The following is a 23,113-nucleotide window of genomic DNA, read 5'->3' as shown; positions in this document are numbered from 1 at the left end:
CTCCCAAGTGATTTCTTTCTTTTAAAGATACACGTTCTGAATGACTTCTTCAAATTCCGGTTCTTCCATATGTACATCATCCATATCGCCCCAACTGCTCACAATCCGCAGGACGTCCATCGCCTTCAGTTCTTGTCGGTTGCAAGCAATCGTCAGCCTGTTCGATTCTTGTGCGATCACACGAAACGGCAGCTCCCAGCTATCCGGAACTTGAATCTCCCCCCGATAAGACACCTTCATCATCGTCGGAAGTCCAATGCGATCTCTCAGCTCGTCTATGGAACCATCATAGCCAATTTGCCCGTGATTAATGACGATAACTCTTGGGCAAAGCTGCTCGATATCATCCATGTCATGGGTCGTTAGCAAGATGGTTTTTCCGAAATCCCGATTTAGCGTCTGTAGGAAACCGCGGATATTCCTTTTGGCTACCACATCTAGGCCGATCGTTGGCTCATCCAAGAACAAAATATCCGGATCATGCAGCATCGAAGCTGCCAAATCGGCTCGCATTCGCTGACCGAGGGAGAGTTTACGAACGGGCGTATCTAGAATTTCTTTTAAATCGAGCAGCTCCGTCAATTCACCTAATCGAAGGTAGGCATCTGCCGCTTCTACGCGATACATCGCGAGGAGGATTTCGTAAGAATCCTTCACTGGGAGATCCCACCACAGCTGGCTCCGCTGACCGAATACAACACCAAGCTGTCTAACGACTTGCTTCCGTTGTTTTTGTGGAGAGCTGCCATGAATCAAAACCTCACCAGAGGTGGGATGCAGGATGCCTGTGAGCATTTTGATCGTCGTCGACTTCCCTGCCCCATTAGGACCAATATACCCGACGAACTCGCCGGTTTCAATTTCGAAGCTCACATCGCGCACGGCTTCTTTCTCTTTGTACGCCCTAGAAAATAGGGTTCGGATTCCCGAGAACTTCCCCTCTTGGATGACTGGGGATTGAAAGGTTTTGCGTAAATGCCTAACCGTTATCATAAGGATCATACCCTCCCTTTTCGTTAATGTGATTAACTACCTGTACTTTGATAGCGAGATAGTCCTAGCTTCCAGAATCGCATGGCTAGCCACAACACAGCTACAGAGACCATTACTGTGCCTACCAACATGCCCACGCCACCTTCATTCCTCAGTACATAGAGAGCAGGAATATAATTGACGAAACCGACTGGAACAAGAACTAACAGCGCGCCTTGCAGCCATTTAGGATAGATGCTAAGCGGATAGCGGGCCGCTGTTTGGGAGGCGTCCTCGGTCATATTTTGCAAAGACTCAATACGTGTTAGCCAGAAGCCTGCCGCCGCCGTCGCCAGCCCAATTGCGAATAAAATCACAGCACCTGTGAGGATGATAAACCCCGTTAAAGGTATAGCAACCCAGCCAATTTGCCCGCTTCCGATAAKCGCTTTCATGGAAATAATCAACAGGATCAATCCTTGGCCGATTTCGGCAATGAGAATCCTTGAATTTTGGGTCATTAAAGCAAGCAGCACAGGGACAGGACGAATCAGAATCGCATCCAGGTCGCCGGACACGAGATATTTCTCCAGATGGTGCACATCGGAGGCGAGTGTGCGATAAATCGCTTTGGAAATCATCATCACCCCGTACAAGTAACTCACTTCATACAGCGTCCAGCCATGTATATGGCCAAACTTCATCATCACCAGCGCCACCATCAGGAATTCAGAGATTTGAATGAACGAAGACATGAGAGTCGAGAACACAAAATTAAACTTATACTGCATGCGACTTCGGAAACTTGCCCGAATGAGCAGCATAAACAGCCGAATCGAGATCATCCGCCCTGCACCTCCAGTTTCTTGCGAACCACCGCAGTAACGGCCAAGCAGACACAAGTAAACCCGATGCCCCAAAGAATTGCGCCCAGCACCACAGTGCCATGTTCAAGTCCAAGGTAGATTCGAGTTGGGTAATAGAGTAAATAGGGATATGGCGTGTACAAGCTGATAGTCCGAAGCCAGCCTGGCAACCATTCCACAGGAATAAAAAAGCCAGATAACAGCATAGCGAACGAATAGTTGACCCAGTAAAACCAACGGGATTCCGTCGTCCATAGGGCGGCTACGCCAATTAAGTAATTCAAACAGATGGAAATATAAGAAGCCGTGACGAGTGAGAGTGCTGTCCATCCATACACCGAGGCGATTTGTGGAAGCTGTAAGGAGAAGATGAAGACGTAGAGGACATAAATCGGAATGCTTTTATATAAAAATTGATACCACACTTGGCCCCATTCACGGCTCATCGCCTGGTAAAATAAGTGCACCGGCCGCATCAGATCGACCGCTATTTGCCCCGTCCTGACCGATTGCTCCAGCCCGAGTCCATTCGTCGTAAACTGTGTAATCCACAGAATGGCCTGGTTAAAAGCAATGTAACTTACGATGCCTTTGGCACCGTATTCGCCTAGCGATGCATCACTGCCTAAGCTGGTCCAGATGCTGGCATAAATAAAGCCGAACACCGCACTGACTGCATTATGCAGCAGATGCGAGCCACGATACTGCAAGTTCCTTGCGTACGCCTTGCGCGCCAAAACCGCGAAAAGCATAAAACACCTCCTGTTTTGTCATTCAAGATCCGTTTGACTTTTCGTTTAACGTGCAGTCGCCGCGTAGAGACGGAATCTCATATTACCAAAATACCCCTGCCTCTGGCAACAGTTATTTCTTGCATGGGTAGGCGTATACGATGAAGAAATATTCTTAGAGCAAGATTAGCTTGTTTACGGTGGTTGGCGGACGAAGGTGATAGAGATTGCTGTTGGTGGAGTGGCGGAATGTTGAAGCGAGCATGTTTAAAAGAAATTTAATGTTTAACTGTAAAAACTCCAGCTATTTCAACCAGTTTTCTCACTTTCGATAGACTAACTGGATTTCCTACAGCTAATTTGGCTAGATCTCGCTGAAACGGTTGATATCGAGAATATTAACTGTACGTTTTCCATCTATTTTGTTATTTCTGGTCTTTTCCGCAAAAATAGATGGAGGTTTTCCAGTTAGTGCTGAGGGAGCGCCAAGTCAGGCGGTGGGAGCGCCAAGTCAGGCGGTGGGAGCGCCAAGTCCTGCGGGGGGCCATCTTTAATATTGGGGTTGGGTTTTCTCGGGTTAAAAGCAAAAGCCGCCTCCCAAGTTACACTTGAGAGACGGCCCTTTATCCAATTTGTACTACTGTGCACTTGCCGGTTTTGCGTCCTGGCTGCCTTGAGCTTCAGACTGAGGAGCAGCGCCAGGGACACCAAACTCAGCATTGTAGCTCGTTTGCGTACCTTTGGTCAAATAATCATGATCCACATAGGTGGCCAGGTACTGTTTACCGAACATCAAGTCATACTGTACGTTCCGATAATCGGCGATGAGCGGTGCCGCGGATTCCGGTGCAGTTGCATGCAACTGCCCATCTTGATCAACAATCAAATTGCTAAGAAGCCCTGGTACTTGTCGTGCCAACTCGGCATTCAAAGCAAAATTCGCTGGCTTTTCCATATGAAGCATATCAAGAACGTGAGCTCCTAAGAAAGAATCACTCAGCAGCGGAATGTCTTGCTTCGGCATATCGAAGTTGGACCACGTCACAAGTGGGATGCTGTGCATTTTTTTGATTTCTTCCAACGACCATTTGTTAGCATCACTTGTTGAGATAAAGCCTGCTTCTTTATACACCTGATAATCCATGCCAAGCATCGGCAAATGATCACCATAGAAAACGATCATCGTCGGTTCATCCGAATCCTTGAAATGATCAATCATCATTTGCAAGCTTTGATCCGCATCATGTGCACCTTGCGTATACGTTTCTAGAATGCTTTTGGCTTGCGCTGAAAGATTGCCTGTTGCCTTGAACTGATTTTCCCCATAGCGCGGATCATCATACGGTCCATGATTTTGCATCGTTACGGTATAGATAAACATCGGATTTTCTGTTTTATCTACTTCACTTATCACGTTCCTTGCGACCTCGGCATCGGAGATAAAGTAACCTTTCGTTTCCGGATTGTCGAAGTGCTCACTACTCTTAAAGGATTCAAAACCAAGTTGCTTATAGACGTTGTTCCGATCCCAGAACCAGCCTTCATAGGAGTGAATCCCCATGCTCTTATACCCTTTATCAGCAAAATAACTGGCCAAACTTGGAATTGGCTTCGAAATATACTGTTGATACGGAATGGATCCGCCAGGTAAGAAGCTCATGGAGTTCCCCGTCAGTACTTCAAATTCCACGTTGCTCGTACCGCCGCCATACTGTGGAGAAAGCAAATATCCGGTACTTGACTCCTTCTGCAAACGGTGGATGGTCGGAAGCGGATCTTCGCTGAACGTTACATTCTCTAGTAGGGTAGGATCCCAGAATGCTTCGCTCATTACGAAAATGACATTCGGCTGTTTCCCGTCAGCAAGGGTAGCTTTCGCTTTACGGACGCCTGAATCCTGCTGCATAGCAGTCGCTTGAATATTGGCGGTAGCCGCAGCCTTTTGAATATTGGCCGCTGCAGCAGCCATTGCTTGCTCACTATATGTTTCAGGCTTTTGAACAATCGAGTTTTTCACATTCAGTGTGAATGCTAGTGTAAGACCATTGTTGGCATAGTTTTGCTGTTGATCCCACACAATTTCATTAACACCTGCGTTGTCTAAAATTTTGCCAGCTAACGGTGTTTTGATCCCAAATGCATACAAGGCATAGAGCGAAAAAAGCCCTAAACCGATTCGAGCGATAACAGGTAGTGTAACACGAGGGATCACCCATCTAAGTGCAAGGACGATGAGAATCACAGCCGCTACAGCGCATATTCGAATTAATGCAGCTTTTCCGGTAACTAACGAAGCAATATCCATACTCTCTTTGTTCAGCAATATATCCCAAGGGAAGAACGGCTCCCCAATCATTTTCACTTTCATATACGAGATAATTGCCATCAGACCGAGTATTAAGGTCGTGATAGATCCAGAGATTGCCAAGGAACCTACGAGGGCGTAAACGAAGGACAACAGACAAAAGGTTAACCCTACATTTAACATAAATAATGGTTGATTAGCTGTAATCCACTGCATGGTTTCAGCTAGATTTCCACGTTCGAGAAATTCCATACCTACCACAGACAGAACCGGTAAACCGATCATAAATAAAACTAGTGAAATCGATGCTCCCAGACGGCTTGAGCTCTTTTTACTCGAAAGACGCTTCCGGGGCTTCAAATTCAAGTGCATCTTGCATCACTCTCCTCATGCCCCTAATTGTAAATGTCAATTGTGAAGGAATTATGTAGCTAACCTTAATATAACCTTAACAATTCCAGTTTATGTAAATTACTTCAACCCAGCTAACCAAGCTGCGAGTGCTTTCAATTCTTCTTCCTTCATCGTGACCTGAAACGGCGGCATCCCGCCCCCACCCTTTTGTATCCGCTTTACGATTTCAGCTTCGGTGAGGCGTTCTCCCACTTTTTGAATATTGGGACCTTGTCCACCTTGTAATTGATTACCATGACAGGAGATACAATAATTTTGATATAACTTTGGAACATCTACATTCGCAGAAACACTCGCACTCGGTGTCGCCGATGGTTTATCTCCACAAGCAGTTAAGCTTAATGCTGCCACCAGCAAGAAGCCGCCAACCAAACCTACTCTCATTTTCATGTGCGCAAACTCCTTCAATCTCATTTCTCTCATCATACCAGAGCGTGGATTGGAAAAGAAAGAAGAGCCGCGTGCACCATCACATGAACAACCTCGATTTTCCTACCGATCAAGGCTTCTCATGTCATTATTATGGTCAAATTCGCGGCTTTTAATATGAATTTATTTGATATTTTTACGCCAGCTTAAGACGAATCACATTCCAAGAGGCCTTACCAAGAACAGCCTCAATGTGCCCATTTGAAGAAATCGTCGCATTCCCTGCGGAATGTGGTTTCACACGATCTGGCGCTTCCAACGTATTCGAAGCCTTAAGATCGTCATGCTCCAATACGATATGCTCCTTGATTTGGAAGCCGCCGAAGCTGCGAAGATCCATCTCTAAAGGTAGTGCATCTGCCAAATGACGATTCACTGCGAAAATAGTCAACTCCGATGCTTTCTCGTTATGCACGGCAACAGCCTCGAGATAGGGTACGTCCGTGTAGTCCTTCGCGTCATACTTCGGTGATTTAATGAGCGGTACGAGAACTGTTCCACGACCATACACACTTGCATGCAAATAAGGATAATAAATCGTTTGCTTCCACGCAGCACCGCCACTCGCGGTCATAATAGGCGCAATCACATTAACCAGTTGGGCTAAGCAGGCCATTTTGACACGATCCGCACGTTTCAGCATGGAAATTAGCATACAGCCTACAAGAAGCGCATCTTCATGGTTATAGATGTCCTCCAACTGCGGAGGCGCAATGGACCATGGCTCGATCTTACGGTCGGCATCATGCGAGTGATACCACACGTTCCATTCATCGAAGGAAAGATTGATCTTCTTCTTGCCGCGCTTTTTCGCCTGAACGAAGTCTGCCGTAGCAATCACAGTATGGATGAAGCGATCCATGCCTAAGGATTGCGCTAGGAAATTCGCTGAATCTTGATCACGATTGCCATAGTACTGATGCAGCGAAATATAATCAACATGATCATAGGTATGCTCAAGAACGGTCGCTTCCCAATCGGGGAAGGTAGGCATGGCTAAGCTGGAACTGCCGCAAGCGACCAGCTCGATGGAAGGGTCAACCCACTTCATCACTTTCGCTGTCTCACAGGCGATACGGCCATATTCCACTGCCGTCTTACTTCCGGTTTGCCACGGGCCATCCATTTCGTTCCCTAAGCACCACGTTTTGATGTTATGCGGTGTGCGGTAGCCATGGGAAATACGCAAATCACTCCAATAGGTGCCGCCGGTGATGTTAGCGTATTCCATAATGTCCCTCGCCTCATCAGGACCACGAGTTCCTAGATTCACAGCCATCATGGCATCCGTGTTCGCTTTGCGGCACCAGTCCATAAATTCATTAAGGCCGATCAAATTCGGCTCAATCGTGCGCCAAGCAAGATCAAGACGTCTTTTGCGCTGATCCACAGGTCCGATGCCATCCTCCCAATTGTAACCGGATACAAAGTTCCCGCCGGGGTAACGAACAATCGGTACATTCAAGCCTTTAACCAACTCCAGCACATCTCCCCGGAACCCCTGTTCATCTGCTTGCGGATGTCCAGGCTCATAAATCCCGCCATACACCGCACGGCCCAAATGCTCAATAAAGGAACCATACAACCGTGGATCAACTTCTCCTACTTTGAAATCCTTGTCAATAATCATGCTTGCTTTCATAGACATTTAGCTCACCTCATCGTATAATTAATATAAATATAAATCGGTTAATACAAACATTATGTATAGCTCATATTAAACAATAAAAAAGGATGAAGATCAATACCTTTCACCCGTTTTTGTTGCATTCATATTTATGTTAATCAGAAGATACGAAAGAAGGCGTTGATGGCATGATTCAAACGAATACAGACCGCAAATGGCTGCCCTTATATGAAGCGTTAGCTAGCGATGTGCGCCTGCACATTTTGGAATTATTGGCTGAAGAAGAGATGAACGTGAAGGATTTGGCGCAGCGTCTTTCCCTAAGCAGTGCAATCGTGACGATGCATGTCAAAAAGTTGGAGACCGGCGGCCTCATTGATACGAAGCTCGTTCGTAAGCAAGGTGGTACACACAAAATCTGTACATTAGCGCTATCGCGCATTGACATTCATCTTCCACAGTCCACCGAACAGCAGCGATTATTCAATGAAGTATCTGTTCCTGTAGGTCACTATACTCGCTATGAAGTCCATCCGACCTGCGGATTAGCTTCAACTGAGCGACTGATTGGTCAGTTCGATGACCCCCGATTTTTCTTCGAACCAGAGCGTATGCATGCCAAAATTCTTTGGTTCGCCAAGGGCTTCGTTGAATATCGCGTTCCCAATTATATGCTTCCAGGCCAGACTTTGGAGGAAATCGAAATCTCGCTGGAAATCGGCTCGGAAGCACCGGGTATCGCAGCTAATTGGCCGTCCGATATTCATTTTTATGTGAATGATACTCTGCTTGGGTATTGGACTAGCCCTGGCGATTCCGGTGCTGGTCGCGGCCTTCTTACACCATCTTGGTGGTCGGACTATACGAACCAGTATGGTTGGTTGAAGGTACTTCGCATCACTGAAGAGGGAACATTTCTCGATGGACAACTGCTTTCCACCGTTACAATTCAAGACCTTCCTATCTCACGAAATGAGTGGACCTTACGATTAGAAGTACCCGAGCATGCCGAACATGTCGGTGGGTTGACGCTGTATGGGGAAGGCTTCGGCAACTACAATCAGGATATTCGGTTTCGTACCTACCGAAGGTAGGAGGTGGATGCTTGTAGTACCTAATTCCATTGAATTGCAATGGAATTAGCTAGTATCCAAGGTTACTGCGTAGTATAATAAGGGTATTATATAAGTATAATACTGCTACGAATGAGGTGTGATTATGTATATAAAACCATCAGCAGCAATAAGAAAAAACTATAATCAAATTTCTGAAATGTGTAAAGAAACTGGGGAACCTGTCTATCTTACTAAAAATGGTGAAGGCGATTTGGTCGTCATGGATATTGTCGCATTTGCCAGACGTGAGAGCATGCTAAGACTTCGGGAGAATTTGGTAGCTGTGGAAGAGGACCGAATTGCCGGGAAGCAAGGCGTTTCCATTGATGATGTGGCTTCACTTATGCAAATAGCTGTTAAAGAGGTCTTAGATGGCAAACGCAGATAACCAATATACGGTCATCATTTCCGTTAGGGCAAGTGAAATGCTGGTTTCACATGCCCGATTTTTAGCAAATGTAAGTGCACCAGCCGCACAAAATCTAATTGATGATTTTAAACTTTCGGCAAAATCACTGGAAAACTTTCCAGAAAGAAATCCATGGTTAACTGATAGTTATATTCCCATGAATAAATATCGAAAATTGGTATTGTGCAAGCGATACCTCTTGATCTACCAAATTAAGCAAACAACGGTATTCGTTGATTTTGTACTAGATTGCCGACAAGATTATGGATGGCTTGTGTAGCCTACGTTTTGAGTCGGCCCTACTACTTCAATCCCCTTCGTCCGTCCTTCTGCCAAACGCAAATACTTCTTTCGCCGCCAGCGGATAGCCACTAGAATACCACGAAGATACTCGTCGCACATCATCGCTATGTAAATGCCGGCTAACCCTAAACCGTAATGCAAACCCAGCACATAGGAGAGACCCGCAGCAACGCCCCACATCGAGAACAGCGAAATCACCATATTGAAACGGGTATCACCAATCGCATTGAGTGCATTACCAAAGCCCATATTGATCATTCGGCCTGGCTGCAGTATCGCTGTTAGCACTAAACAAGAAAGGGCTAGCTCAATGATCGCTTTGTCTGAACTGAAGAAGCCTAAGAAGCTTTTCCCGATGATCAAAAGAAGAATGCTGTTGCATCCAACCAAGCCCAGCCCAATCCACGTACCGCGGTAGCCTGCTTTGTATGCCTCCTGCGTTTGCCCTGAACCGAATAGATGCGCAATCTGGATTTGTGCGGATAAAGCAATCGAATAACCTAACATGAAGCAGATGGATTCCAGTGTATTCATATACGTTCTAGCTGCCAATGCTGCAGCACCCATCGTTGCCAAAAAGCTATAAATCGCGAGCTGCGACAACACCCAAGACGACATATTGACGCCGAGCGGCCAGCCAATTCGGATAATTTCACTAAATAGTTTTCGGTTAAAAACGCCCAGATCACGCCATCTGATCCTTCGCTCAAAGATCGAAATAAACATATAGAGGAGTAAACAAGTCGCAACTAACCGGCTCAGTAAGGTTGAAATCGCAACCCCCGTTAAGCCTAGCTGTGGAAATCCGAAAGCACCATTGATCCAACCATAGTTCAACACGACATGGATCACATTCATCCCGATCGCAATAATCATCGGTCCCTTCGTGTTTCCAGTATTCCGAATTGCTGTGCTGAGTGTAGCTGTTAATGCCGTCAATACCATACCACTGCCGACAATTGAAATATACGTATGTGCCATTGGGATTAACCGCTCTTCTAATTGAAACAGCCTCGCAAGTGGAACTGCCTCTACGTACAGGATCACACTAAGAATCGCACCAATGAGTCCGCTTATCGTAACAGCCATAATCCCGACTGTTCGTGCAGATTCCTGCTGATTGGCCCCGATTTTCTGTGCAATGAGAATACCTGCACCGCTGGCCACGGTCATGAATAAAATCATAACCGCTTGAAAGATCTGGTTCGCTAAGCCAACTACCGCAACCGCATCGTCTGAAACGCGGCTAACCATAAGTGTATCAACAGCTCCCAAAAGTAGTTGCAGCAGTAATTCTACAAATATAGGCCATGCTAGAAACCATAACGAATATTTATTTTTCTCAGCCTTCATGTACACGCAACCATCCAGTAAGATTCTCTATTTATTATGAAAATGAAACTTAGTAGTCAGTTCAAATTATAGCTGTTATAGTTGATTTCATGTATCAACATCGCAACTGAAACTTATACAATTCCAACTTTCATTCTGGATTAAGCAGGTGGCTTTCATGGCATTTCTAGAGATCACGATCCCTCCCCTGCCCCACTATATCACGAGCGGATTGAACGCTATTCCGAAGGGAGGGCARCACCCTAGTCGCAGCAACATCCAAGTCTTTGATCTTCTTATCACCATTTCCGGCTGCTTCTACATCGGTGAGGAGGATGCCAGATTCAAGGTTGGCGCAGGACAAGCCGTCATCTTGCGGCCTGACCGTTATCATTTCGGGACACAGGTATGCTCCGAGATAACTCACACCTATTGGCTGCATTTCCATGTAGGCGGTGCATGGGAGCTGAATAATCCTGCTGTCATTACCCCTGTCTCCTTGGAGGATCCTGCTCCGGAGGAAGCCGTGGTAGAAGCTTTCGCCGTGGAACCCTTCACGATGCGTATTCCACAATTTACGACGCTGCAGTACCCTAAGAAAATGTACGAGATCTTCGACCAGCTTTTGCAGCTGCAGCCTCGTGCGCATGTGGGCAGTGTTCGGTTTGCTCAGCAGCAGCTATTCCAAGAAATCCTGCATCAGCTTGCCGCGTCTGGTGAGACAGATCATGCCTCCGCCTCCAGCGCTTGCGCTGAGAAAGCGGCCTCGTACTTACGGCAGCACTTTCGCGAATCCGTGTCTGCTAAACAGCTCGGCGATGAGCTCAATTTCCATCCTGTCTATATCGCTCGCTGTATGCAAAAAGAATACGGCTGCTCACCCATAACCTATCTCCTGAAAGTAAGAGTAGCACAGGCCAAGCTCTTACTCTTGCAAACGGAGCGGCCCATTGCCCACATTGCTCAGGAGGTTGGCTTTGAGCAGGCTGCCTATTTCGCAGCTAGCTTCACCAAGCTGGAAGGGATGTCGCCTCGGAGCTATCGGCAGCAGTTTTCACAAAGAACCTAGATGATTTGGGATCGATCCATTTATGCTATACTGAGAAAAAAAGGATAAGGAGTCCTCATCATGGCAACCCCCTTACATTGGAAAAAGTCATTATGGATACTCTGGGGCGCGAACTTCTCCATAACGTGTGGCATGAATCTGGTTCTTCCGTTCTTACCTCTCTATATCGGGGAGCTAGGGGTTCATGATCTTGATGATATTGTCCGTTGGACAGGCTGGATCGTGGCTGCCCAATTCATCACTTCCTTTTTGACCCAGCCGCTATGGGGAGCCATTGCCGATCGACGTGGGCGCAAAATCATGCTGCTTCGCGCCGGATTCGGGATGGCCATCGTAACAGCACTCATGGGCATTGTCACATCGCCCTGGCAGCTATTATCGCTCAGGTTGCTGAACGGATTCTTCTCCGGCTTCATCTCGATGGCGGTTTCATTGCAAGCCTCTCTGACACCGCGAGAGCATTCAGGGAAGTCGCTAGGCACGCTGCAAACTGGCGCAATTGCAGGCACCCTCATCGGCCCATTAATTGGCGGTGTGCTGGCAAGCTTTCTCGGGTACCACCATGTGTTCTTCTTCACAGGCGGACTCATGCTATGCGCCAGTATTATCGTCATGGTGTTCATCAAGGAGGAACGGAAGCCCGCTTCTGACAAAAAAGTTAAACAGAAGACACAGTGGCGTTTGTTTCGTCCCTTATTGCCTGTGTTCGCCGCATCCCTGATTACACAGATCGGAATGATGAGCATCGAACCGATCGTAACGGTGTATGCCAAGACCTTATACACAGGGGCGCACTTGGCTTTTTTTGCCGGACTTATCGTCGCAATTACCGGTATCGCCAATTTATTCGGAGCTCCTACATTGGGAAGACTAGGTGACCGTATCGGTCAACGCATGACGCTGGTCATTGCCCTCCTTATGGCGGCAGTCGCTTTTATCCCACAGGCTTTTGCCACGAATATCACGATGCTGTTGGTCGGTAGATTCCTGCTCGGGCTGTTCATCGGTGGCATGATTCCTTCATTGAACGCACTGGTCATGAAGCTTGCAGCTCCAGAGATTCAAGGCACCGCATATGGATTCAATACGTCCTCACTATTCCTTGGCAATCTAATCGGCCCCCTGCTCGGCAGTCATTTGGCAGCTGCGTACGGCTTCACTTCCGTGTTCTATGTCACGATGAGTATTTTACTAATCTGCGCGGTGTTCGTGTATGCGAATCGCAGTTTGGATGCAACCATACGACCCAAAGAGGCGTAGAGAAATAAAGGCATTTGATCATCTAAAAATAAGTAAAATGGAGGATTACGATGAAACACGAAATTTTATATAAAGGCGCATTTCCTATGCTGCGCGTGCAGCTTGAAGCTGGTGAGAACATCAAAGCAGAAGCCGGTGCGATGGTCTCCATGTCCCCGAATATTGAACTCAAAGGAACCGTAGATGGCGGGATCATGAGGGGACTCGGCCGCATGCTCAGCGGAGAGAAGTTCTTCTTCCAAGAATTGACCCCCAATCGTGGATCAGGTGAGGTGCTGCTCGCCCCTGCTGTGATCGGCGACATTGAGGCCGTCGAGCTAGATGGTTCCTATAAGCTATATGTGCAGAAGGACGGCTTCCTGGCCGGCACCTCTGGTATCCAGGTGAACACGAAAATGCAGAATCTGATGAGCGGCTTCATGTCGGGCGAAGGCTTCTTCATCGTAGAGATCAGCGGTAGAGGCACTGTGTTCCTTTCCTCTTACGGGGCGATTCATGCGGTTAACTTAAAACCAGGCGAGGAAGTGCTCATCGATAACGGACACCTTGTCGCTTGGCCGGATTATACGCAGTATACGATAGAAAAAGCCGCAAAAGGCTGGATTTCCAGCCTTACCAGTGGTGAAGGCGTCGTCTGCCGCTTCCGCGGCGAAGGCGTCGTGCTCATTCAAACGCGGAATCCGAAGAGCTTCGGCGGTTGGATTAAGCAGTTGCTGCCGGGCAGATAGGCAGCCGGATATGGAAGAAGAAGCATGCATAGACGGTTACGTCTTGCATGCTTCTTCTGTAGTTGCGCCTCTAGCGAGGGCGCAAGGGCTTGGGAGGTCACCGCGGCAGGCGGTGGCCTGGTTGTGGGAGAATAGCTGTATAACATACAGCTATTCTCTCTCTTTCTGGCCCGCGATCGCTAATAACTGGATAACCTCCAGTTATTTCGACCGATACGGGCGCATTCGCGAGAAAACGTTGAAATTAACTGTATAAAACACAGTTATTCTTTATTTCCCATTACTTTCGGCGAAATTAACAGGAGAAATTCCAGTTATCTCGCGAGCGGCACCGATCATCTGGTCGTATCTATCCATTTTACCTTCTAGCCGCTCAAGGACTTTCTGCATATCTGCCATTCTTGTTAGGAGTTCTTTATGCTGCTCGACTAGGATCTCTTTCCTAGTCTCCAACGTTTCATCACCTTGTTGAAACAGTCGCACATAGTCAATCAAAGTTTCAACTGGAAGGCCTACGCCTCGCATACATTTGATAAATTCAACCCACTTACAATCTTCTTCCGTATAGTCCCTAATTCCGCTATTTTTGCGGTTCACCCGCGGAATAAGTCCGACTCGTTCATAGTAGCCCAGTGTGTCCTGTGATAATTCGAATTTCTCACTTACTTCTGCGATCAACATTTAGACTGCACCAACTACCCGATGAGGCACATACTGTTCTTCCAACGACATAATCTCTTCAGGTGTTAACGTAAGCGATAGAGAATCTACCGCATCATCCAGATGAGACATCTTCGTAACACCAATAATTGGCGCTGTTACAGGTTCTTTCTGCAACAACCAGGCAAGGGCAATTTGCGCGCGAGGAACGCCGCGTTTCTCTGCTATTGCGGCAAGGCGATCTACAATTAATCGATCCGCATTTGCAAATGCGTCATATTTCATTCGCTGAGCTTGGTCCGTCTCAGACCGGTGGGTGGTTTCCGACCAATCACGCGTTAATCTTCCAGAGGCCAGTGGACTGTATGGGATTACGCCGATTTTTTGATCCTTGCAAAGCGCCATCATCTCCCTTTCCTCTTCACGATAAATGAGGTTTAAGTGATTCTGCATCGACACAAATCGTGACCAGCCATTTTTCTCAGATACATGCAGGGCTTTTAGGAACTGCCAGGCGTACATCGCAGAAGCACCAATGTATCTTGCCTTCCCAGCTTTGACTACATCATGCAGAGCTTCCATCGTTTCTTCGATCGGCGTATGATAATCCCAGCGATGGATCTGATACAAATCAACATAATCGGTTCCCAATCGCTTAAGGCTCTTATCGATTTCACTCAGGATGGCCTTGCGGGAAAGTCCAGCCCCATTTGGGCCTTGATGCATACGGAAATGAACTTTTGTCGCGAGGACAACTTCATCACGATTCGCATAATCCTTCAGCGCTCGTCCAACAATTTCCTCACTTGTTCCATCAGAATAAATATTCGCCGTATCAAAGAAATTGATACCAAGCTCGAGTGCTTTTTTAATAATAGGACGACTGTTCTCTTCATTCAGCACCCATGGATGCGTCCACCGTTCTGCGACTCCAAAGCTCATGCAACCAAGACTTATCCGCGATACGTCCAAACCTGTATTTCCAAGCTTCACATAATCCATTTGATGATTCCTCGCTTTCCAGTAGCTCATAATTCTCACATGTATAGTTTACTCTCTGGAGTTAACTCCAAGTCAAGTTACAGTTCCTCCCCTCATGATAATTCGGAAGACTCATATCCTCCCGCTTATTCAAATTGACACAAATTAGATAAAGTGATATGGTCAAAGCAACAAGACGTTCCGCCTTTTTTTTGCGGAATGTCTTGTTGTACTTTTATGGGTATTGCACATCTTATGTATTTACTTTGCGAAAGGGTGAGGTCTTATGTGATTCTGCTGTACATGCTAGTCAATCGACAATTTAGGGAGGAATTCTAAGTGATTCAGGTAAAAGAGTTTTTAGATACGGATGCGTCTTATGCGGAGACAAGGGCTAATCAGTTTTTAGCCGAATTGAAAGATGAACAAATTGTTAATGTTTGCTATGGCTCCATCTTGAAGTCATCTGCAAGCGGGGTGGGTTTTCAACGTAGTGCAATCCTTGTAGTTTATAAATCGGGAGAAAGTAATCCCAAGTAAACGAGGTGTTCACACTAAAATGGAGACCTTCTTTAAACTGCTCTCAGTCATCTCTACCGTTCTTCTTGCTGTAATCCTATTTTATTTAATCTTTCAGAAGTATTGAAAAAAGTTATTGAGAAAAATAATTTCCCGGAGGTTTTGTATATGAGGCAATTAGATCGATATTGGAATCTAATCATGTGGGGAGGAATCTACGATGAACCGTAGTCATCTGTCCAACCCTACCCGGAGTCGACTTGTTGATCAGCTTGTATTTCTTGACGAGCAAGTAACGACGTACCTTGACAGTTATCCTTCACAGCAGAAGATCCAAGTGAATAAGAGTATTAAACACTATGTAAAAATATTGGAGAAGTTACTTGAGCTTGATGATGTTAATCTTATAAAAACGTTGAGCAAAGTTACGGTAATAGGAAGTAACATTACGATTTGTTACGAAGAGGAAGGATCTAATGAATTATTTACGGTGGTCCTCCCAACAGAAATAGATCCTGATCAAAATAGGATATCGTTGTTTTCGCCAATTGGAAATCAATTGTTATCGAGATCAACAGGTGAAACCTTCATTCTTCAAACTCCGGAGGCAGAATATTCCGTTCGGATTGTAGGGACTTCACTTAGCTAAAAACTAGGACTTATGAGTAACGGTTATAATTGAGACTAAAAGCACCCAAACGGGTGCTTTTTACAATGTCTATTTGAGATTTATAAATGAGATACAAATCACGACATTTTAATAAGACGTTTTCGAATTCAACTATTCACGCAACTACTCATACAAGGGGTAACCATCGATTATGGTCATAAAGGATAACTACGGCGTTTACGGGTACCGCTTCCAAGAAAACCCCGTACTTCCGCTTTACCAGTTATTTGCCGTTGGATTTCAGGATATTCGACAGCAAGAATATGATTGGGACGGCATGAAGCGAATTGACGGGCCCTTATATTTGTTCCAATATACAATTTCCGGACGCGGGAAGATCGAGCTAGACGGCCAGCATCACGATGTGCCAGAGGGAACTTCTTTTTTGGTCGAAATACCCGGCAGGCATCGCTACTACTTACCTGAAGACAGCTCCCATTGGACGTTCTATTTCGCTTTATTTAGGCAAAGCCAACTGCAGCATCTGTGGAAGGAACTACTTCAGGAACTTGGACCTATGCCACAGTTCGACCCCCGGAGCTTGGCCATTCGTCGGCTCGAGACCATCTACTCAGAAGCCCGAATTGGAGCAATAAAAGACGGTTATTACGCATCCTCCCTTGTTTATAGCTTCATGATGGAGCTTCTTCGAAGCAGCAGTGCGCAGCGCCAGGAGCGAAGTAATTGGCCAGAGATCGTACGACGGGCAGCTGATTATATTGAAATCAACTTCAGGATGCTGGAAGGACTCGACCAAATTGCCGAAGCAGCTGGCAGCTCAAAGTACCATCTGGCACGTACCTTTCATCAAGTAACTAGCTTCTCACCAATGGCCTATACCTCTAAACTCCGAATCGAACTTGCCGTGAAATTACTTCGGAACAGCGCATTAACAGTTGAAGAGATCGCTAGGGAGGTTGGCTACCAAAATGGCAGTTATTTTAGCAAAGTATTCCGCAATTGGACCGGCTACTCACCAAGCAGGTTTCGTGAAGGAAAGGAACTTCTTTCCATCGATGAGATCATGTTTGACTAGATACATACCGCAATATTTTACATACGACAGCAAAACATTACGCTAGCTTCCATACCAACTTCATCTTATTATATGGCTATTACTTCAAATGAGAAGGGACGAGTTCATGTAATGACCAATCATCACCAATGGGCTGCCACGCCGCCGCTCGGCTGGAATAGCTGGGACTGTTATGGAGCTGCTGTCACGGAAGAAGAAGTACGTGGGAATGCGCAATATATGGCTGAACATCTAAAGCCTTTCGGCTGGGAGTATATTGTCGTCGATATACAGTGGTACGAACCTGGTGCCATTTCTTCCGCTTACCGTCCTTATGTTCCGCTCGAGATGGATGCGTTTTCCCGCCTCCTACCAGCAGTGAACCGTTTTCCATCCGCTGCAGATGGACAAGGTTTCAAGCCATTGGCTGATTATGTTCACAGCCTGGGTTTGAAGTTTGGTATTCATATCATGAGAGGTATTCCACGTCAGGCGGTTCATGCTGATACACCCCTATTTGGGACAAATGCAAGCGCACGGTCCATTGCAAAGACATGGGATGGCGCTATTTGCAAATGGAATACGGATATGTATGGTGTCGATCCGGTAAAGGAAGGCGCACAAGCCTATTATGATTCCTTATTTCAGCTGTACGCCTCGTGGGGTGTCGACTATGTCAAAGTCGATGATATCGCCGATTCGCTACTCTACGGCATTCAACTAGACGAAATTCAACTCATACGGAAGGCGATTGATACGTGTGGACGTCCAATGGTGCTGAGCCTTTCTCCAGGTCCGGCACCGCTCGAGTTCGCTGAAGAGTTGAAGGCAAATGCCAACATCTGGCGTATGACCGATGATTTCTGGGACATCTGGCGACTGCTCTATGGCATGTTCGAACGGTGTGAGAAATGGGCACCGCATGTCGGCTCAGGAAGTTGGCCGGATTGCGATATGCTGCCTCTCGGTCACATCGGCATTCGTTCCGTCGACGGCGGGGCTAGCGACCGCTGGACCCGATTCACAAAGGACGAGCAGAAAACAATGATGACACTTTGGGCGATTTTCCGCTCGCCTCTTATGTTTGGAGGAGAGTTAAGAGACAATGATGAGTGGACATTGTCCCTACTCACGAATGAAGAAGTGCTGGATGTCCTTCGTAACGGGCGAGATCCCCATCAATTGTACCGGGAAGAAGAGCGGATTGTGTGGACAACGGAGGGGACCGATGGCGTCCGTTATGTCGCTCTGTTTAATGCTGGTGACGACATCCAGACCGTTCAAGTAACATCTTCCCAACTGGGTACTCCTACATTTGGAAGTGTGCGTGACCTATGGCAACGCAAGGAACTCGGTTCGCCAGATGAGCTTTCTTTTACACTTGAGCCACATGCGTCTATGCTGTTGAAGCTTTCTCTTTAACATAAAAGCGATCTCTAKCCATACTGGCTAAAGGTCGCTATGAGTAACGGTTATAATTGAGACTAAAAAGCAGCCGAATGGGTGCTTTTATTAGGTTTGCGACGGAATGTGATGAACACTAATATAAAGTCTGGTAACGCTAAAAATCTCTTCAAAAAGAAGGTTAAGAACCACCTAACTTCTACTCACCTTTAAATCACCACTCAGTAAAAACCTTTGTTGTACCTAATAATTGGATAGGTCAACCATCTTTATATCAAGTCGTTATCTTATTTCAATAACGAATCTATTAACCCGCACAAATCTAATTCCTATTTTTTAATACACTAACAACATTACTAATCGGCTTTTTCGCATCTCCGACTAGGCAAAGCTTGCTTCACAACTAGTTGAGTATTACAGGAATTAGCACCTCTGCCTCTGGAAGAATCACAAGAACACCCTCTTCCATGTAATCCGCAACTTGGCTAGAGCTCAAACTCCCTTTATAAGAATCCGGCACGATGACTATTCTCACCCTGGTTAGTCTAATTAAGCAGTCTGCCTCCTAAGGAAGAGTAGACCGCTGCATACTTGCATCAAGGACTTTCCGCTAAAGCACTGTATTCACTTCCCCATTTGGGAGCAGCCCCCAGCTGTTTGCGATAGACGATCCCAGCCATATAGATGCTTATCTCGTACAGGACAATCAACGGGACAGCAACCAGCATATCGGAGATAAAATCCGGCGGCGTGACAAGAGTACCAATCAGAATTAGCACAAAATAGGCAATGCGGCGCATTTTGCGTAGCCGATTCGGATTGAGAATACGGATAGCTGTCAGGAACATAATTATGAGAGGAAGTTCGAATAAGAGAGCGATCGGAATAATAATATTGAACATAAACGTAAAGTATTGGGCCATTCCAAACGTCTCCTCTAAATGCAACTTCGCAGTCATATGCCTAGTAAAAGTGAATGCAAGCGGAAATACAACGAAATAAGCAAAGGCTAATCCTATCAGAAACATGATCAGAGCGAATGGGATATATTTCAGTGTCGCTCTTTGCTCATTCTTCTTCAGAGCGGGCTTTACGAACGCCCATAACTGGTACACGGCGAATGGAATAGCCGGTATCAAAGCGATAGCCACGGCAAACTTCATATAAATGCCGATCCCATCCCATAGAGAAAAGGCGTGCAAGGCTATTCCGTTTGCCGGCTCTAGACTCATCAAGTAATTGTATAACGGTTGTACGGCAATTAGTCCGAGTATCAATCCAGCCACAAGTACGATCAATATGTAGATAATTCGTTTACGAAGCTCACCGATATGCTCGAAGAGCGACATATCCACGTCTTCTCGAATCTGCTTCTCATTCGACTGTTTCCCTTGAGCAGTGCTATTACCGGCTACCACTTCAGTTCCTCCTTCCAGTATGGCTTCATTAACTAGGAAGTTTCTTATTATCCACTACCTCAACGCCTTCCTTCACTTCAATCCGCTTCGAATCCTTATCCCAGTTGTCACTATCACCGAGCATGTCCTTTGCTCCCGCTTTGAACTCTTTCAGCGTGCGACCGACTGCACGGCCAAGTTCCGGCAGTTTGTTTGGTCCGAATAACAGCAATGCAACAAGGACAAGTAAAATAATTCCTGTAGCTCCAATTCCCGAAAACATATTTTTTTCCTCCCTTATGATTAGGATAGATAAGATTTTTAAATGGTCGTTGCGGACAATCGTCCGGCCAGGAATATCCCCAGGCATATAAAACGTCCCTCCGTGACCATTGTTCCCGGATATATTAATGCTTGGCTCCAAGCCAACTTCCCTTAATCCTTACTCCAATCGAAATCAATTTTATTCAAAAAAGCCCGAGCAAGTACCATATGACCGGTCTGTGTTGGGTGTACCCGATCCAAGGCTAGCGCTGCGGAATAAAGCTCCTTCAATACGCTGTCGAATGCTGCTTGCGTATCAATGAACAAAGCATCAATTTCTTCGGCGATCCGTTTCACGACTATTCCATATTGATCCATCTTTGTTCGCATGTCATCTTGGCAATTGGCTTCGATGAAGAACGGTGTCATGAGCACGAGTTGCTTCGTAACTGGCAGCGCATCCTTCACCAATTCACGAAGTGTGCTTTCGTACTCTTCGATATACACATGAGATGTATGAATGAATGGCGAGTGGAATTGGCGCCATACATCGTTAATACCAATCATGATGATCAGCCAATCTGGTTGCTGATTAATAACATCCGTTTCCCATCTTGCTTTGAGATCCCGCACGTTATTTGCGCTCACTCCCATATTCACAACGCGAATACCTAGTTCGGGATACCCCGACTGCAGCAGCGCATCTATAAGACTTACATACCCTTTTCCGACTCCTCCGTATAGTCCTTCTCCAATCGGCCTTGCACGCTCGCAATCAGTAATTGAATCTCCGATAAACAATATTTTTTGGCCCTTAGCGATTTTCATCTGTATTCCCCCTTTTTCATTTCTCCGAATATAACGTCGCCATGCCTGAACGTGGAATATCAATGGCATGAATTCCTGGTTCTAACATTAGCGTTGATCGCTTTATGCAATTCCCCTTACAATCTTTTATCTCGATTATTTTCTTATCAACGGCAAGATCCACCTCGACATACACTTTGCCGTAATGTGATCCATTGATCAGAATGACTATAGGCGGCAGATCACGGTTTAGCGAAATGACCATACGATTGTATACTGCAGCAATCAACTTACTTGTATCGCTAGCAATAACAAGAGGATATAGAAGTTCAGGGTTGTAAGGCTCGAGGTGCCCATCCAATAGTACTTGCTTGTGTTCATTCCAAAATTCAAGCCAATAGCTGACCATTTCTAAATGCTCGTCTGGCAAGGAGTCAAGAAGTACTGAGAGTTGTGGAACAGCAAACAACACATTGATGAACTGTAAGGCTGCGCTCTCCACTGGCTCTTCTTTACTCCACATTAACATGTCAGAGTGTGCCGCAGTATCACCGCACAGCAGACGAATATCAATCGTACGAATCCTATTCTCCAAGAAATCATTTGGACAATCGCCTGCCCGAAACATATTTCCGTATTTCCGCATATTTGGCCCAACATAGCATTGGCGGAATTCGATCATAACTTCTGGATTGATTTGACGTAATCGTTCCATGATAGTTATCATGAGTCGGTCCACAGCTTCAGGTACAGATACATAGTCCATTCCACTACCCTGTTCATGTTTATAATTTCCTGCAAGACGGAAGCTATCAACAAAATCCAACTTTAAACCATCTAATTCCCATTCTCGTATTGCAGCCTCATAGATACCAATTAAATATTCTCTCGCTTCGGGATAGCGTGGATCTATAACTCCAAAACCCCTCGAGTCGATTGTATAAAGCATCTTATCCTGAAACTTAACCCAAGCTTCACTATGCTTACCAATATAAGGGACGGAATACCAAAGCATGTACTTCATGTCCATGGCATGAACGCGAGCCACATGGGCCTTCATGTCATCTATTTTGTCCGCACATACCTCCCAATCTCCACAATAGGCATAGCCACGCTCATTGTTAGTGGTTTGCCAACCATCATCAACGATGACGGTTGTGCATCCAAGTCCTCTAGCTAAACGACACTGTTCCTCAATCTCGTGTTCCTTTAGATTTTGATGAAAACTGTACCATGTGGAATACATGGGCTCGCGCGCCGCCGCCGGAACTTGTGAAGGCGTTAATCCTGGACGCTCGCACCACCATTGCTGCACATCTCTTAAGCTGTCATAATATGCAATGTTTCGCCGATCCACTCTTAAGGTGGCTTCGTAATAACGAATAGGACTCGATAGTTCCTCAAACAGCGTTATGGAACAATTAAAGATTGCATTTTCCTCATTGACCCCGGCCTTGCACACAACAGCATTCAAAGTATCTGAAAACGCAAACGTCATTCTATTGTTGCTTGCCCCGCTAAATAAACTAACGACTGGCGCGGAATTGGTTGACCTGCTTGAAAAGCCGGATTGCCAATCAGGTATCAAACTGCGGTTGCGGTTTCCATTCGGATGCCATACGCCAGTTACATCACAAATCGGGAAGCTCCATGATACTTGCATAACAGATGGTATACATAGTTGATCAGCTTGGAGTTGGATATGAACGAATTCTATACCTTCATCATACGATTCAACACTCAGCTTCGCATGAAATTGCTCACTTTCACTAACGAACTGATAGGGGGAATCTTGAACATGTACAGCTTTCATATAAACAACCTCCCGTTAAGAAA

24 protein-coding genes are annotated in these 23,113 nt (G+C 46.0%); 10 read left to right on the top strand and 14 right to left on the bottom strand.

What is annotated here, in order from left to right:
* Window positions 1–21 precede the first annotated feature (21 nt).
* From AB4114_RS09650 to arfA, 6 genes are all read right to left on the bottom strand, one after another.
* A complete protein-coding gene (locus AB4114_RS09650) occupies window positions 22–993 on the bottom strand; it encodes an ABC transporter ATP-binding protein (protein WP_441988263.1) in 972 nt (323 codons plus the stop codon).
* Window positions 994–1,025: 32 nt separating this feature from the next.
* On the bottom strand, window positions 1,026–1,817 hold the full coding sequence (locus tag AB4114_RS09645) for an ABC transporter permease (RefSeq protein WP_441988262.1): 792 nt from the start codon (window positions 1,815–1,817) through the stop codon (window positions 1,026–1,028).
* Complete coding sequence (locus AB4114_RS09640; protein WP_441988261.1) at window positions 1,814–2,590, bottom strand: ABC transporter permease; 777 nt, start codon at window positions 2,588–2,590, stop codon at window positions 1,814–1,816. The genes AB4114_RS09645 and AB4114_RS09640 overlap by 4 nt, the downstream gene beginning before the upstream one ends.
* 616 nt (window positions 2,591–3,206) lie before the next feature.
* Window positions 3,207–5,246, bottom strand: coding sequence for an LTA synthase family protein (locus AB4114_RS09635; RefSeq protein WP_441988260.1), 2,040 nt, complete (start codon window positions 5,244–5,246; stop codon window positions 3,207–3,209).
* A 99-nt stretch (window positions 5,247–5,345) separates the two neighbouring features.
* On the bottom strand, window positions 5,346–5,678 hold the full coding sequence (locus AB4114_RS09630; protein ID WP_441988259.1) for a c-type cytochrome: 333 nt from the start codon (window positions 5,676–5,678) through the stop codon (window positions 5,346–5,348).
* Between the two features lie 175 nt (window positions 5,679–5,853).
* Window positions 5,854–7,365 carry an arabinosylfuranosidase ArfA gene (gene arfA / locus AB4114_RS09625; protein ID WP_441988258.1) on the bottom strand — a complete coding sequence of 504 codons (1,512 nt, stop codon included), beginning with the start codon at window positions 7,363–7,365 and terminating at the stop codon, window positions 5,854–5,856.
* 167 nt (window positions 7,366–7,532) lie between these two features.
* Here arfA and AB4114_RS09620 point away from each other — a divergent pair, with 167 nt between their 5' ends.
* The 3 genes from AB4114_RS09620 (at window position 7,533) to AB4114_RS09610 (ending at window position 9,148) form a co-directional block, all read left to right on the top strand.
* On the top strand, window positions 7,533–8,438 hold the full coding sequence (locus AB4114_RS09620) for an ArsR/SmtB family transcription factor (RefSeq protein WP_441988257.1): 906 nt from the start codon (window positions 7,533–7,535) through the stop codon (window positions 8,436–8,438).
* A 124-nt stretch (window positions 8,439–8,562) separates the two neighbouring features.
* Window positions 8,563–8,847 carry a type II toxin-antitoxin system Phd/YefM family antitoxin gene (locus AB4114_RS09615; RefSeq protein WP_441988256.1) on the top strand — a complete coding sequence of 95 codons (285 nt, stop codon included), beginning with the start codon at window positions 8,563–8,565 and terminating at the stop codon, window positions 8,845–8,847.
* Window positions 8,831–9,148, top strand: coding sequence for a type II toxin-antitoxin system RelE/ParE family toxin (locus tag AB4114_RS09610; protein WP_441988255.1), 318 nt, complete (start codon window positions 8,831–8,833; stop codon window positions 9,146–9,148). The genes AB4114_RS09615 and AB4114_RS09610 overlap by 17 nt, the downstream gene beginning before the upstream one ends.
* Here AB4114_RS09610 and AB4114_RS09605 read toward each other — a convergent pair.
* Window positions 9,130–10,524: an MATE family efflux transporter gene (locus tag AB4114_RS09605; RefSeq protein WP_441988254.1), complete on the bottom strand. Its 1,395-nt coding sequence runs from the start codon at window positions 10,522–10,524 to the stop codon at window positions 9,130–9,132. The two genes, AB4114_RS09610 and AB4114_RS09605, sit on opposite strands and share 19 nt — an antisense overlap.
* A gap of 157 nt (window positions 10,525–10,681) precedes the next feature.
* Between AB4114_RS09605 and AB4114_RS09600 the strand changes: the two genes are divergently transcribed.
* From AB4114_RS09600 to AB4114_RS09590, 3 genes are read left to right on the top strand one after another with little or no spacing between them, the layout of a single operon-like run.
* Window positions 10,682–11,572: a helix-turn-helix transcriptional regulator gene (locus AB4114_RS09600; protein ID WP_441988253.1), complete on the top strand. Its 891-nt coding sequence runs from the start codon at window positions 10,682–10,684 to the stop codon at window positions 11,570–11,572.
* 60 nt (window positions 11,573–11,632) lie between these two features.
* On the top strand, window positions 11,633–12,832 hold the full coding sequence (locus tag AB4114_RS09595; RefSeq protein ID WP_441988252.1) for an MFS transporter: 1,200 nt from the start codon (window positions 11,633–11,635) through the stop codon (window positions 12,830–12,832).
* A gap of 50 nt (window positions 12,833–12,882) precedes the next feature.
* Window positions 12,883–13,560, top strand: a complete 678-nt coding sequence (locus AB4114_RS09590) for a TIGR00266 family protein (protein ID WP_171632407.1) — start codon at window positions 12,883–12,885, stop codon at window positions 13,558–13,560.
* A gap of 270 nt (window positions 13,561–13,830) precedes the next feature.
* Here the strand turns inward: AB4114_RS09590 and AB4114_RS09585 are convergent, their stop codons facing one another.
* Window positions 13,831–14,241, bottom strand: coding sequence for a MerR family transcriptional regulator (locus AB4114_RS09585; protein WP_441988251.1), 411 nt, complete (start codon window positions 14,239–14,241; stop codon window positions 13,831–13,833).
* Window positions 14,242–15,222 carry an aldo/keto reductase gene (locus AB4114_RS09580; RefSeq protein WP_441988250.1) on the bottom strand — a complete coding sequence of 327 codons (981 nt, stop codon included), beginning with the start codon at window positions 15,220–15,222 and terminating at the stop codon, window positions 14,242–14,244.
* Between the two features lie 318 nt (window positions 15,223–15,540).
* On the opposite strand from AB4114_RS09580, the gene AB4114_RS09575 reads away from it, so the two are divergent.
* The 4 genes from AB4114_RS09575 to AB4114_RS09560 all read left to right on the top strand — a co-directional run bounded on the left by AB4114_RS09575 (window position 15,541) and on the right by AB4114_RS09560 (window position 18,827).
* Window positions 15,541–15,741, top strand: coding sequence for a hypothetical protein (locus tag AB4114_RS09575; RefSeq protein ID WP_056608318.1), 201 nt, complete (start codon window positions 15,541–15,543; stop codon window positions 15,739–15,741).
* A 199-nt stretch (window positions 15,742–15,940) separates the two neighbouring features.
* The gene (locus tag AB4114_RS09570) at window positions 15,941–16,369 is read left to right on the top strand and encodes a GreA/GreB family elongation factor (protein ID WP_441988249.1); all 429 of its coding nucleotides are present in this window, start codon (window positions 15,941–15,943) and stop codon (window positions 16,367–16,369) included.
* Window positions 16,370–16,541: 172 nt separating this feature from the next.
* Window positions 16,542–17,426 (top strand): helix-turn-helix domain-containing protein, encoded by an 885-nt coding sequence (locus AB4114_RS09565; protein ID WP_441988248.1) that lies wholly within the window; start codon window positions 16,542–16,544, stop codon window positions 17,424–17,426.
* 111 nt (window positions 17,427–17,537) lie between these two features.
* A complete protein-coding gene (locus AB4114_RS09560; RefSeq protein WP_441988247.1) occupies window positions 17,538–18,827 on the top strand; it encodes a glycoside hydrolase family 27 protein in 1,290 nt (429 codons plus the stop codon).
* 385 nt (window positions 18,828–19,212) lie between these two features.
* On the opposite strand, the gene AB4114_RS09555 is transcribed toward AB4114_RS09560, so the two are convergent.
* The 5 genes from AB4114_RS09555 to AB4114_RS09535 form a co-directional block, all read right to left on the bottom strand.
* A complete protein-coding gene (locus AB4114_RS09555; protein ID WP_441988246.1) occupies window positions 19,213–19,329 on the bottom strand; it encodes a glycerate kinase in 117 nt (38 codons plus the stop codon).
* A 76-nt stretch (window positions 19,330–19,405) separates the two neighbouring features.
* A complete protein-coding gene (tatC, locus tag AB4114_RS09550) occupies window positions 19,406–20,158 on the bottom strand; it encodes a twin-arginine translocase subunit TatC (protein ID WP_441988415.1) in 753 nt (250 codons plus the stop codon).
* A gap of 97 nt (window positions 20,159–20,255) precedes the next feature.
* Window positions 20,256–20,489, bottom strand: coding sequence for a twin-arginine translocase TatA/TatE family subunit (tatA, locus tag AB4114_RS09545; protein ID WP_171632389.1), 234 nt, complete (start codon window positions 20,487–20,489; stop codon window positions 20,256–20,258).
* 152 nt (window positions 20,490–20,641) lie between these two features.
* On the bottom strand, window positions 20,642–21,298 hold the full coding sequence (locus tag AB4114_RS09540) for an SGNH/GDSL hydrolase family protein (RefSeq protein ID WP_441988245.1): 657 nt from the start codon (window positions 21,296–21,298) through the stop codon (window positions 20,642–20,644).
* Window positions 21,299–21,314: 16 nt separating this feature from the next.
* Window positions 21,315–23,090, bottom strand: coding sequence for a glycoside hydrolase family 36 protein (locus AB4114_RS09535; RefSeq protein WP_441988244.1), 1,776 nt, complete (start codon window positions 23,088–23,090; stop codon window positions 21,315–21,317).
* Window positions 23,091–23,113: the final 23 nt, after the last annotated feature.

It is taken from the genome of Paenibacillus sp. 2RAB27, from assembly GCF_052115445.1.
In the GTDB taxonomy this organism is placed as follows: Bacteria; Bacillota; Bacilli; order Paenibacillales; family NBRC-103111; genus Paenibacillus_E.
This window is presented reverse-complemented; position numbering and strand designations above follow the sequence as displayed.